This window comes from Aphanizomenon sp. UHCC 0183 (genome assembly GCF_009712065.1).
In the GTDB taxonomy this organism is placed as follows: Bacteria; Cyanobacteriota; Cyanobacteriia; order Cyanobacteriales; family Nostocaceae; genus Dolichospermum; species Dolichospermum heterosporum.
The window spans coordinates 45,443-59,178 of the sequence record NZ_VILC01000008.1 but is presented as its reverse complement, the minus strand read 5'-3'; the positions used below and the strand labels follow the sequence as shown (position 1 = coordinate 59,178).

The window sequence follows — 13,736 nt, the reverse complement described above, 5'->3', positions numbered from 1 at the left end:
TATCGACAAGCTCAGTACAAGTCTTGCCCGCTAATAATACAAGGACGGGCATCCCACATCCCACAAGATTGGATAGCGAGGCGCTGCTGCAAGCAGTTCATCTTTTTTGTGGAGTTCTCTAATGCAAATTGCTTCTTAATAAGTAGTGAGACAGAATTAATTACACAATGTCATTGCGTAATCGTTGCGTGGCGTTAGCCATATGGAACGAAGTGAAATGAAGCAATTCCAAGGGTTGTGATTGCTTCCCTTCGCTCGCAATGACTGTAAATATTTTTGTCCAATTACTTATCAAATCAAAGGCACAAAAAAAGAGGTCTTTTTAGACCCCTTCCAAAATCAAAATAATGTTTGATTTATAGAAATTAAGACAAACCAGCATTAGTACCTTGTTTACCGGTTGCTAATTCCACTTTAACAATCTTGCCACCCATTTTTTGAATCCGTTGTTGTTCACGGAACCAATTTTCATAAGGAACTAACTTAGTAAAGTAAGTATTTTGTAATTCGCGTTGGGTGCGAGTCCGAGATAGGCTAGGAACACAAGCAGTTACTTTAAATAAACGAGCCATTTTGTTTTAAATCTCCTGATATTGTTTGGGAAACTTTTTTATCTCAAATGTCTTGAGTGAAAATCTTTAATTTATCTGTAAGGATTTAGCTATCAGTGGTCAGCTTTTCTAAATTCTATGCCAAAAACTATATTTGATTACTTATCAATATATCAAATATTGTGACTCCTGACTCCTGACTCCTGACAATTATTTTTTCCAAGGCTGGAAATCAACCATCAGCACCAGACTGATAACACTTACAATCAATTAGCAAGAGAACCTTCTAGCAATCATGATTGATCTCCAGACCTTAATAATGCCGCACCTACATCACTAAGTGCAAAGCTAAGTCCTAGCTCAAGCCAGAGGAGATATAGTCGAAGTAAACGCCCATTTCTTTACCAGCGTCAGGACCAACCAAACTAGCAGTTACTTCCTTCATAGCACTGATAGCTTGAATTGTAGCGCCTACGGGTACTCCCAAGGAGTTGTAGGTTTCTTTCAAACCATTTAATACACGCTCGTCCAAAATGGAAGCGTCGCCAGCCAACATAGCGTAGGTAGAATAGCGCAAGTAGTAATCCAAGTCACGGATACAAGCTGCGTAACGACGAGTGGTGTACATATTACCACCGGGACGGGTGATGTCAGAGTACAACAAGGATTTAGCTACAGCTTCTTTAACGATCGCAGCAGCATTAGCACTGATGGTTGTAGCTGCACGAACGCGCAGTTCACCAGTAGCGAAGTAGCCTTTTAGCTTTTCGAGAGCAGCGGTATCAAGGTATTTACCTTGAACGTCTGAAGAATTGATAACGGAGGTAATTGCGTCTTGCATTGTTGTTTTTTCCTTATTTCCAACCTTATTGCTACAGTTTTAGTTTGAGCCGAGTTACAGCTAAAACTTACTGCATTGCACCAACAACGTAGTCGAAGTAAGAACCAGCTTCACCGGAGTCTTCAGCAGACAACAAGGTAGCAGCAACGTTCTTCATAGCGGCAACGCCACCAGCAACTGCATCAATGGGAGTACCCAAAGATTTGTACATTTCGCGTACACCAACGATACCGATTTCTTCGATGGCTGTAACATCACCAGAAACGATTCCGTAGGTAACGAGACGGAGGTAGTAGTCCAAGTCACGCAAGCAAGTAGCTGTCATTTCTTGACCGTAAGCGTTACCACCGGGGGAAACAACGTCAGGACGTTTTTGGAACAGTTGGTCGCCAGCTTGCTTAACAATGCGCTCGCGGTTTTCGGTCAATACTTGAGCGATGCGGAGACGTTGTGCGCCACCTGCAACAAAACCTTTGATTCTATCTAATTCACCGGGGCTGAGGTAGCGAGCTTCCGCATCAGCATTCACGATGGCTTTCGTGACGATACTCATTAATGGATTCCTCCAAAACTAATGGAACCAGAATTTGATTAAACTGGTACGACTTTACGTGGTTGATAGTGACTTGACAACTTGGTTGACATTTTTAGCCAGATTGTCTGGATTTGGTGTAAACCAGGTGGAAAACTCAATTACCTCCCGCAAAATATTGTCCAGTATTATGTTGAGCATTTATTACTGCTCTTAATATTTTGTAACACTTATTTTCAGATTTGCTCATTCTCAGGGAACAGGGAACAGTAAACAGGGGAACAGGAAACAGGAAACAGGAAACAGGAAACAGGAAACAGGAAACAGGAAACAGGAAACAGGGAACAGTAAAAAGCCTGTGAAATCCAGATTAAACAGTCTTTTCTGAATCATGAGGGAGAAGAAAGGAAGAATTATCTTTTGCCTCTTGCCTCTTGTCTCTTGTCTCTTGCCTCTTGCCTCTTGCCTCTTGCCTCTTGCCTTCTTCCTGTCACCTGTCACCTGTCACCTGTCACCTATCTATTAGGAAGACCACCTGTTAAAACAGAAGGAGATAAGCTAGACCAGGATTGCTTCACTAGGTCGGCTTCAGCTTGAACACTGCCTAAATAGTTACCTGCTGGTAAAGATGGATAGCGTTTGTAGGGAACAACGTCTTCACCAAAGTAACGAGCATACTCAGGACTGTTAACAATTGCCTCTACTGCTGCCCGTAAACCGCTATCAGCCAATAGTTTGTTGTACTGACGGATTTCGCCCTGAGTAGCGGGTGCGCGTCCCAAGAGGTGACGGAATAGGAATTCAATTACCTTGGTGTTGGGATAGGGGGTGTAGAACCGTTTGCGATAGATTTCGGAACTGGCTAGTTCGAGAACAAATTCCCGCACGGTAATTTCGCCGTTACGCAATTTGCTGTCTAAGTCAGAACGGCGGAAATAAGCAGGTACTTGACCGCTAAATACGTCCATAACTTGGATATAGATAGCATTGATGACCTGATTGGTTTCTGGGGAATTTGTGCCAGTGGTAGCACGGTAAATCCGGGCTGGTTTGCGACGGCTTGTACCGACACCAACTTCTACAGATTGACCACGACCATCGTTGAAAGAACGACCCAATTCAATAAACAAGGGTTTTGTCTTGTCCATTTTCTTGGCTTGGGCTGCTAAATCTGCGATCGCCTTCGCTAGAATTGGCGTATTCTCAGTTTTAATCCGTGGCTTCACAGTTGCAAAACTAGGAACAACCACATCATCATTTTGCTTGGTTAACTGGTTGTAAAGCTTCTCAGTATTGGGGAAATTAGCCGCAGGTAAAGTGGGGAAGCGACGGAAAGGAACGGTATCTTCACCAAACACCTGACCATATTCAGCACTTTCAACCATCGCGCTAATAAAAGCACGAATCCCTTGAGTAGCTAAAATTTGGTTGTATTTACGAATTTCTGCTTGGTCAATAGGAGCGCGACCCAAGAAATGCTTAGTTCCCAACTCAATTACTTTTGTATTGGGGTAAGGGGTGTAGAACTCTTTCTGATACAGGCTAGAGTAACCCAAACCTTGAATAAATTCCTTAACGCTGATTTCACCGTTCACCAACTTACTTTCTAGAACTGTAAACTCGTTCTTAGAGATGTAAGGAGCAATATCGCGCTCGAAAATCTGCCGATAAGCACCGCTAATCACAATTTCCGCCGCAACCTTGTCATTTTTAACTGCTGTCAGTTTAAAGACTTTGGTTTGCTCACGTTGCTTAGTAACACCTTGGTTAATGCGGAAATCAATATCTGGTTCAGTCCGCATTTCTGTGACTGCACCCAATTCCACAAAGCGAGGAGTTTCTTGTTTTTCAACATTTGCCACATCTTCGCGGATAGTCCCCACACGTAATTGACGTAAAGACACACCCGCAGGAGTTAGATAGCGCTCGTAAGGAACAGTATCTTCATTAAATGCCTGGCTGTATTCATCACTGTCAAGAATGGCATCAACCACTGCATAGAAGCCCTTCTTCGCAGCAATGTCAAAATACTTGTTGTTTTCTTCCCGACCGTAGGTAGGACGACCTAATAAGCGACGGTGAATATATTCAATCGCTTTACAGACATAGAGAGAAGTCCAGTACATCTTGCGGAATAAATCCGACTTCGCCAACATCCGCACAAACTCGCGGACGGTGATATCGCCGTTTTCCAGCTTAATTTCTGCAACCTTCAGACGTTGACCTTCGTAAACATCACGACCGAAAACTTGCAGGTAACAAGCCTTAATTACCGCTTGGGTAGAACTTTCGGAGAACTTGACACTTACACCCTTGGCAGCCTTTTTACCAATAGTTCCAGGTAACTGGTCTAACTTGAACACCTTAGCGCCCAAAGTACCAGGAGCAACACCACGCGCACCAGGGTTGCTGAGTTGGTTATTGATACCAGGTCCTTGGTGAATCAAGATCCGACGGGTATCCTTACTGAATGGTGCAGGGCTGCTGCTGGGGTTGCGGGTTTCTTTCGGGAAAATTGCCCCAAATTGGATTTCCAAGGGGTCATTACCAGAACCGTAGGGATGTTGGTCAGGTAATGGTTGTTCGTAAGCAGCAAAAGTTGTAATAAACTGAGGAACTTTCCGGAAAGGCGCACTGTATTTAAACAGATCCTGCTGTTGTCCCCAGTTACGACATTCTTGGGCTTCTTGACCCAGACCCCGAATGTAGGGAACTGTTTCTTCACCAAAGTAATCGCTGTATTCGGTAGAATCTACCAAAGCATCAACTAAACCGGCTAAACCTTTAAGTGAGACAATGGCAAAGTATTTTTGCACTTCCTCCCGGCTACTTGGACCCCGTCCTAAAATGTGACGGAAAGCCAATTCAATCACCCGGCTATTAATAAAAGGCTGGTAAAACTGTTTTTGGTAAAGGGGGGATTTAGCTAAACGGCGAATAAACTCCCGCATGGAGATTTCGCAATTTTTAACTTTAGATTCTAAGTCAGAAATAGACAAGCTATAAGCACGGGTAATATCGCGCTCAAATACTTGACGGTAAGCCGCTTTGATGATTTCAGTTTTCTCGCTAGAAGACAAACCTGGCTTCATGGCGTACTTAGGACGACGTTCTGCGGCAACAGCGTAAATTTGTGGCAGTTGTAACCCTTGTTGGTCGCCGGAAGAACGTTGACGAACTTTAGTAGAAGGTGTTGGTGCTTTAAATTCTGTCAGCAACACATTCATGTACTCAGTCACAATTTCTGTGGCTGCGGCATCTTTACGGAAATAAGACAGGGACGCTGCTTTAATTTCCTGCAAAGCAACGATGGTTGCTTCCCCAGAACAAGCATTTTCAATAATTTCCCGCAAACCTCTGGTATTTACAGAGATGATGTTGGGGTCGCCAGCGACAATGGCGTAGGTGGCATAGCGCAAGAACCAGGACAAGTCCCGTAAGCTCTTGGCCATGTTGCTAGGCCCATAACGAGCAACGTTAATGGGTCTGAAGCCTGGAGGTGTTGGTCCGCCAGCAGAAGTATTGAAGATAGAACGGAGGTTTTCAAAGAAACCACCACTACTTTCAACGTAGGTGACTGTTCCTAGTTTCATGCCCTCTTGGACATTAACACCTGCGCCGACCATCGCCAATTCTCGTTCTTGGGGCTTTTCGAAGAAAGCCATTGGTGAACCACCAATGAAAATCCGGTTAGCCGCACGAGAAACGATAATTTCGGAATTGTCGGTCAAAATCTTGGCAATTTCTAACCGCTTTGCACCGGAGGCAAAATAGCTGCTAAGTTCACTTAGTTCACCTCTTCCCAAAAAGCGGTCTTGTTGTTCCGCTTGGGAAATGGTAGAGACAGGTAAGGTTTGATATAGTTGCGGACGCGCAACTGAGCTTCCACCGCTTGCCTTAACACTCATGGGTTTTTTAAGACTCCTATCATAACTGTTTATGTGTTAAGCCTGAGTTATTTATTTTAAGGCTTGACATTTGTGCGTATCTATGAATTTTACGCCTATAAAACCCAGTAAATTAACTCGGTCAATTTTTAGATTAGAACGTTTTGCGTTTACGCTGTTGGTTTATTAAGAAGTATGTCGAATCTGTAATCTAAATTTTGATATTCAAGAAGATATATACTTGGATTTTCTTGGCTGAACACAGATTTTATCCCAAATTCTGCACCAATTTAATTCTTAAACTTATTTATACAGCCACAAATAGACCGCAGACAAAAATGAGAAAGGCTATGTTGATAACAGGTTGGTAAACCCCTACCTTATTTTTACTAACATCAGCATTAAATTACGTAAAATTAAGATAAATAAGTAAAAATATGACTCAATATACTGAGATAGTGTTGGTGGCTGATTCTATCTTCATTTCTCACTCCTGACTGGGCGCAGACCCTGCGCCCCTACCTCCTATCCCTAAGTAGGGTTTGCTGATAGCGTAGCGTTAGCCATACTCCTAGTACACTGTGGCGTAAGTGAATGAACCATTCTAAATCCTCCAAAAGCCTATACTGTCTTCATTTTGACTTTTGACTTTTGACTTCCGCCTTGCGGTACTAGGCCTCACAGACAACTTTTTCAGCAAACCCTAATTATGGCTTGCTAAATAAAGCTAAAACCATTTATTAATAAGGGTTTCGCGGATTTTTATCACAAAAGAGTGCAAGGTTCTGGCTGATGGTGTCTCAAAATAGGTGCATTTTTCTTTGTCGGATTTGGAAAATTGAGGATATCCAGATCGTTGAAACTGTTCCCTGTTCCCTGTTCCCTGCCCTCACAGACAACTTTTTCAGCAAACCCTAATTAGTTAAATTTTTACAGATTCCTGAGACTCTACATTGATTGTTTGTAAATAGTCTTCTTTTTGAAAGTAGTAATAGCTATGGGGTTCATTTTTCACAATTACACCATTAACTACCTGTCCTAAGACATTTTGACCAGATTTTGCTAATAGTTCTTTAGCAAAAGTCGCATTCACAGAATCAACTACACCAGGACGCACTACTAATAAAACACCATCAGCCATTTGTCCTAAAGTAACAGCATCAGCAGCCACATTTAAAGCTGGTGTATCAACAATGACAAAATCATACTTATCCGAGAAGTTAGCCATTAAAGTTGCCATGCGTTGTGAGTCGAGAAGAGATGCTGGACTGGGAGGAACTATGCCAGAAGTCAAAATATCTAAATTAGGCATGACTTTTTTAATTATCGCAGTAATTTCTTCCTGTTTGAAAATTAAATTACTTAAACCTTGATTATTTATTACGTCCCAAATTTTATGCTGAACTGGACGGTGCAAATCTCCATCTATTAATAAAACTTGTTTATCCATTTGTGCCATTGCTGTAGCTAAATTAGCTGCTACTGTTGATTTACCTTCCTTGGGTACAGAACTAGTAACAATAATAACTTTTAACTCTTTATCAGCACTGATAAAATTAAGATTTGCCCTCAACATTCGGTAAGCTTCACTAATAGAAGAACGAGGAAAATCTCGAATTATAATTCTTTGACTATAGGATTCATCTGCTTCATTATTTTTAGAGGTTCTTTTCCACTTGGTAGCGGTAGGGATAACTCCTAACAAGGTTAATTCTAGTAATTCTTTGGCTTCATCAATAGTCTTAATAGATTTATCCTTCATTTCTAGGATGTATATAGTCATAATAGCTGCCAATATACTCAATAATGCTGAACTGAGATAGGAAATTATGACAGAAGAAATAGGTTCATCAGGAACTTGAGCTTCGGATATTCTACTTGCATTGCCTAAGTTTTGATTTTCAGCTATTCTACTTTCTTGGAGTTTCTGAAGTAATAAAGAATAGGTAGATTGTCCTACTTGAAGTTTACGTTCTAATTGACGCTGTTGTTCTTCTAATTTAGGTAATGTATTCAATCTTTGTTTATAGGTAGATTGTAATTGTAATAAAGAATTAGCTTGATTGGCTAAACCTAGACGGTTGGATTCTAATTCTACGAGTTTACTAGAGAGTTGTTGCTGTAAAGCACTCAATTGTAAATTGTCTTCTGCTTGTAGTTTATTTTTACCTATGGACTGATTTATCCTTTTGTCAATAACCTTGTTTAGAGAAGCAACTTTATCTTGTAGATCTATGATTTGTGGATGATTTTCCTGTAAAATTGTTTGTCTGTTTGCTAGTTGTGATTGTAGTTGTTGGATTTCTCTAAGAATATCTTGAATTCCAGAGATTTGGCTAATAGAAGTCATTGTTAAGGCTTGTTTTGGGTTCATTCCCAATTGCTGAACAACTACTTGATACTGTGACTTAACATTAGCTAATTGAGATTGAGTATCGTTGATCCTTAATTGTAAATTACCAATAACTCGTACTGCTTCAGTAGCTTCTTCTTGTAAGGAAATAATTTTGTTTTTTTCTTTAAAATCTGCTAATTCAGATTCGGCTTGACTGACTACTAATTCGGCTTTGGGTAATTGTTTTTCTATGAATTTACGTCCTGCGCTTGCTTCGGCTCGCCGTGAAGACAGATTTTGCTCTAAATAAACTTTAATTAGTTCATTTACAACTTGGGCGGCAGTTTTGGGATTAGTATCGTTGTAGCTAATTTGGATAACATTAGTGCCTTTAACTTCTCTGACAACAAGATTTTTGAGAAATAGCTTAGGTTTTAGGGTAAAACCTTGACTATCTTTGAGATTTAGTCGTTTAATAGTTTTTTCTATAATAGGGTAAGAAGTTATTACTTCTACTTCTGTGTTGAGTGGGTTATTTTGTTCCATTAAAGGATCTAATTTGCCTATTTCTGCACCTAATCCTGTGATAGATGAGGCTGTATTGCTTCTTTGAAACCGTAATTTACCTTCTGCAAGATAAATAGGTTTTTTCAAAGATGCAGCTAACTGTGCTATGATAAAAACGGAAATAGTAATTAATAAAGTGGCAAGCCAACGACGCTTGAGAATTGTCCAGTATTTTTGTGGTGATATAGAAGATTGTTGTAGTTCCATAATAAATTAACTCTTTTATGTATGTTTTTCAAGTTGTGGAGTGAATGGTTTTAATGGCATTAATTACTCTTGCTAAATCTTCGTCCGTTAAATTAGAACCAGAAGGCAAACAAAGACCATGTAAAAATAAATTTTCGGCGACTTTACCACCAATACATTCATATTCAGAAAACACGGGTTGCAGGTGTAATGGTTTCCATACAGGACGAGCTTCAATTTGTTGTTTAGCAAGTTGGATGCGAATGTATTCTCGATCTGCACCAAAAGCTTCTGGGGTGATTGTTAAAGCCGTTAACCAGCGAGTAGAATAGCCAAAATTAGCTTCGGGCATAAATTCTATTCCTGGTAGATTTCCCAAAGTAGATTGGTAAATTTCAAAGTTGCGCCGTCTAGCAGTTACCCTTTCATTTAAAACCTGTAATTGACCTCGACCAATACCTGCTAGAACGTTACTAAGACGATAGTTATATCCTATTTCTGAATGTTGATAATGGGGGGCAGGATCGCGGGCTTGAGTTGCTAAAAATTTGGCTTTGGTAATTAGTTGATCATCATCAGAAACTAGCATTCCTCCACCGGATGTAGTGATAATTTTATTACCATTGAAGGAGTAAATACCAAACCGCCCAAATGTACCGGGAGAAAGGCCTTTGTAGGTAGCTCCTAAAGCTTCGGCGGCATCTTCAATTAACGGAATATTATATTGATCGCAAAGTTTGATAATAGGTTCAATGTCTGCACTTTGACCATATAAATGTACGACTATAACTGCTTTGGGTAATTTACCAAAATAGGCGCGTTTTTGTAAAGCTTCCTGCAACAAATCTGGGTTCATATTCCAGGATATGCGATCGCTATCAATAAAAACTGGTTTCGCCCCTAAATAAACAATTGGATTAGCGGTAGCTGCAAAGGTTAAGGTGGAACAAAAAACCTCGTCTCCTCTGGTGACTCCAACTAATTGCAAAGCTAAATGTAAAGCCGCAGTTCCCGAACTCACAGCAGCCGCATAACTAGCACCAGTAACTTGACAAAATTCCTGTTCAAAAGCATCAACATGGGGACCTATAGGGGCAATCCAATTAGTGTCAAATGCTTCTTTGACAAATGCTAATTCGTAATTTCCTATGTGGGGGGTTGAAAGGAGAATTGGTTTATTCATCTGTATGACCTAAATAATGTGCTTGCTGCTGAGTAACTTGCATTTGCCATTGAGGCATTTTCCAGTGTTTAAATCAAACTCGTAGTGATGACCTAGACAGCGGAAAATTCCTCCGGGTAAAACCTCTCCTACTTCCTGCAAGTCAAAACCTGCATGGGGGCAATGGCGCTGTACTAAGTAATTATTTCCCTCGGCATGAATTGTCATTTGCTCTTGGGAATCCATGGAGTTTTCGTAATCCTCTACAGCTTGTAGAGATTGGGGACAAGCAAATTTTAAGAGTCCTAAAAGATGGTCGTTGTAGATGTCTGGATTTCGCCATACCTGAAATCGCAAAGACAAAAAGAAGTCTTCCCAAGGCAAGGAACCATCTAACAAAGAAGGCAGCCATCTTGATGCAAAACGGTATCCATAGCTGCATTCACTCATCTCGTCATATACCCCTTCTAAACCTGGTCGAAAATCAACTGCCCATTTTCCCCCACCAGGTCCTGTGATATCAAAGCCAACTCGCATCCTGATTTTGCTGTTGAAGTAAGGACTCATGGCCAAAAGACGCTGGAAATAGTCGCGGAATGGTAAGTAAAGAGATTCGGTAGGTTGAGGATAATGAGCCTTTAATGCTAGAAGATTGCCAGTTCTAGTTTCAGCATAGTTTTTTAGGTAAGCAGAGCGATCGCTAAAGCGAAAATCATCCCAGATAGGATCGGCTGCTTTTTGATTTGTAGTAATATCAAAAGCATCACCTGGTAGCAAAATCATAGTATTCTTAATTCCCTCCTGCCCTAGCCAGTCTACTACCTGCTGTTGATCTGGGAAAATTCCGGCTTCGATCTGTGCATTTACCCAAGTCAGTTCTGAATCAAGGAAACAGGGAGGACCGGCACAGGGGATAACTGTTACTGGTTCAACAATAGCGATCGCCCGTTCCATGTACTTAAATTTAGCTAGGCGCTTATTCTGGGAAAGTTCTCTTTTACGTTCTTCGGGGTACTCATAACAAATGGGATACCAAGAAGCCCCTGCTCCTTGCAGTGCTAACACATCAATTACTCCACCTACTTTGTTACGGATGCTGCTAAGTTGAGATCCTGACAAGCGAGCATCATTGAGATTAAGTAGAGTCTGCCCATCAGCAACAATGACCACCGCTGAGTCATGGTTCATTGGTGACTGTTCTGATACAAAGAAAATACTAATACTTCCAGCTATTTCTATTGGTTGCCACTGAGGTAATTCGATAATTTCCTTTAAACCAGCAGCAGCAATTTTTCTCTTTAAGACTGGTGAGGGATAGTGAGGAATAATAATAAGTGTATTTGCTGGTATTTGGGACAAAAACCAAGGGTCAAGGTGATCTAAATGCTCATGAGAAATAGCGATGGCCGTTGGTTGCAGCAGTGAGGGGGTGATCAAATGTTGGTTAGCTGGGTACTGAAACCATGAACCCAGAAACGCCCCTTCTGGTGAAAACCAAGGATCAATCAGCACTCTAGCATTTCGAGTTTCTACTTGTAAGCCTGCATGACCGAGAGAAATAATTTTCATACGGAATAGGGAATAGGGAATGTGTAGGGTTAATTCTCCGTAGTTACGCTGATCCTCTTTTGCCTCTTGCGTTAATTGTACTTTGCAATTTTTTATCCTCAATTTATGCCATTGTGGAGTGTATTAGTCTTTACAAATTAGTTTCCGTATTAATGAGAAGCACGATAAGCCGGAAAGAAATCTGATTTTAATAGCTGTTCGGGATGGATATTTAAGTATTTAGCTTGCAAATTGACTAGATGATAGTAATTATCTTCATCTGTGATTAAGCGCATAGTTAAAAAAGGATGTCTTTGTTGAGAAAACCCGGCTTTAAAGCGATAAAGATTGTCTTGAACACTGCCAACTCCTCCTCCCAAATGAAGTACCTCGTTACCATGCTCTTTTGCCCAAAAGCGAACATGATCAAACATCAACTTACTAGGAGCTTCCTTGAGGAAATCGGACTTTGTTCCTCCTAAATGATATTGAACAATACCACTACATTCTGTAAATAAACCAACGCAAGCAATTTGGTTATCCTGTTCAACAATACATAAATGAATTAATTTTTCTAATAGAGAAAGCTGGCGAAAGTAATTATCATCAAAATAATAGTATTTGCTTGCTCCTACTCTATCCATTGTTTCCTCATAAATAGCTATAAAATTGTCAAGATTATCCTTGAAATTAACTATTTTAGCCTGAAAACCACGTCGTTTACATCTATTAATTTTATTTCGATGTTCAGGCTTTGTTTGCTGCCAAATTTCTGCTTCAGAAAGCTTCAAATTAATTGAAACTGTGTTACTATTGATTTGAAAAATTTCAGATGTAAAAATCTCATTTAATTCTTGATTAAGAATTGGATGAAGACGGAAAAAAGCAGAACAAATTTTTCTGGATTTCAGAACTTCTTTGAGTTGCTGCATTGCTAGATTGAGGAAATCTACTGATTGCATAGCTGTCTCACTCAGTAAAATTCCAGAATAGCCATAGGGTGAAATAATATCAAAAATTTCTCCTATGGTTAATTCTCTATTAATATGAATATCACAAGATCGCAGGAGATATGGAATGAAAAATATTTTGTCATAATGGCTAATAATTATAGCTTCAGGTACAGCTTGAATCCGCCTTGCTTCTAATAATAAATATTCAGGTAAATGGTAAATATCATGCCGTAATTTTCTGAGCGTTTCCAGCCACAATGGATTAGCTACATCAATGATTTTAATTTTCATCATAGGAGTGTGGTTTATTTAAAATGGATAGTAAACTAAGTAGGTGAATACAATAAAACCAAAGTGTGTAAAGAAAAGTAAAATCGCCCAAAGCTTCTTCACTCTTGCCTCTTGCCTTCCCATAACGATAATTTTCAATGCTAACCTACTTACTAATTTAAATTCGCTTTAAATTATTACTGCTTTGCGGAAACAACTGGGCTGGACTACCAATATAGACACCCATCTCTTTCGTACTCTTTAAAATCAATGATCCTGCACCAATTACAGACTCTTTTGCAATTACAATTCCGTCTCTAACTGTTGAATTACCACCAAAAAAACAGTATGGTTCGACAGTAACATAACCGGAGATGAGAACATGGGAGGCAAGAAAACAGTGATCTTTAATAACTGTATGATGTCCAATATGATTACCACTCCAAATAATGACGTTGTTTCCAACTTCTACAAATGGTTGAATTACGTTGTTCTCCATAATGAAGCAGTTATCACCTATAACTAATCCAGTCCAGATGCTGGCTTTAGAACTGATATAACTAATTAATCTGTATCCCTTCTCTTTTGCTTCATAATATTTAGCAGCTCTCAGTTTATTAACTTGTCGATAGCTAATTGAGACAAACATTTTGTATTCGTCTGGTCGAAATATGGACTGGACATCTTCAAAAGGCACTATCGGTAGACCAAATAAACTTTCTTCTTGTATGTGAGAGCGATCAACAGTAAATCCTACAACTTCATACGGTGAATCATAAGTTAGATAATAGTAAACTACACTTGCTATTTGTCCATTACCAAACAAAACTACCTTATCCATTTTTACTTACCTATGTAAATGAAATTTGTACATATTTCTCAATCAGTCCTAATCAAAATAAGT

General features: G+C 39.9%; 9 protein-coding genes. All 9 read right to left on the bottom strand.

Annotation, left to right across the window (positions count from 1 at the left end; genetic code table 11):
• Positions 1-365: 365 nt before the first annotated feature.
• The 9 genes from FJR37_RS03895 to FJR37_RS03855 all read right to left on the bottom strand — a co-directional run bounded on the left by FJR37_RS03895 (position 366) and on the right by FJR37_RS03855 (position 13,673).
• Complete coding sequence (locus FJR37_RS03895) at positions 366-572, bottom strand: phycobilisome linker polypeptide (protein WP_027402734.1); 207 nt, start codon at positions 570-572, stop codon at positions 366-368.
• A 334-nt stretch (positions 573-906) separates the two neighbouring features.
• Positions 907-1,392 (bottom strand): allophycocyanin subunit beta, encoded by a 486-nt coding sequence (gene apcB, locus FJR37_RS03890; protein ID WP_027402733.1) that lies wholly within the window; start codon positions 1,390-1,392, stop codon positions 907-909.
• Between the two features lie 67 nt (positions 1,393-1,459).
• On the bottom strand, positions 1,460-1,945 hold the full coding sequence (apcA, locus tag FJR37_RS03885) for an allophycocyanin subunit alpha (protein WP_039203384.1): 486 nt from the start codon (positions 1,943-1,945) through the stop codon (positions 1,460-1,462).
• Between the two features lie 494 nt (positions 1,946-2,439).
• Complete coding sequence (locus FJR37_RS03880) at positions 2,440-5,832, bottom strand: phycobilisome rod-core linker polypeptide (protein WP_168465347.1); 3,393 nt, start codon at positions 5,830-5,832, stop codon at positions 2,440-2,442.
• 901 nt (positions 5,833-6,733) lie between these two features.
• The gene (locus tag FJR37_RS03875; RefSeq protein ID WP_174763382.1) at positions 6,734-8,920 is read right to left on the bottom strand and encodes a polysaccharide biosynthesis tyrosine autokinase; all 2,187 of its coding nucleotides are present in this window, start codon (positions 8,918-8,920) and stop codon (positions 6,734-6,736) included.
• A gap of 28 nt (positions 8,921-8,948) precedes the next feature.
• Positions 8,949-10,082: an aminotransferase class I/II-fold pyridoxal phosphate-dependent enzyme gene (locus tag FJR37_RS03870; RefSeq protein WP_039203381.1), complete on the bottom strand. Its 1,134-nt coding sequence runs from the start codon at positions 10,080-10,082 to the stop codon at positions 8,949-8,951.
• Between the two features lie 9 nt (positions 10,083-10,091).
• Positions 10,092-11,630, bottom strand: coding sequence for an MBL fold metallo-hydrolase (locus FJR37_RS03865; RefSeq protein WP_168465346.1), 1,539 nt, complete (start codon positions 11,628-11,630; stop codon positions 10,092-10,094).
• A gap of 149 nt (positions 11,631-11,779) precedes the next feature.
• A complete protein-coding gene (locus tag FJR37_RS03860) occupies positions 11,780-12,856 on the bottom strand; it encodes a GNAT family N-acetyltransferase (protein ID WP_371416092.1) in 1,077 nt (358 codons plus the stop codon).
• Positions 12,857-13,010: 154 nt separating this feature from the next.
• Positions 13,011-13,673 (bottom strand): acetyltransferase, encoded by a 663-nt coding sequence (locus tag FJR37_RS03855; protein WP_039203376.1) that lies wholly within the window; start codon positions 13,671-13,673, stop codon positions 13,011-13,013.
• Positions 13,674-13,736 lie beyond the last annotated feature (63 nt).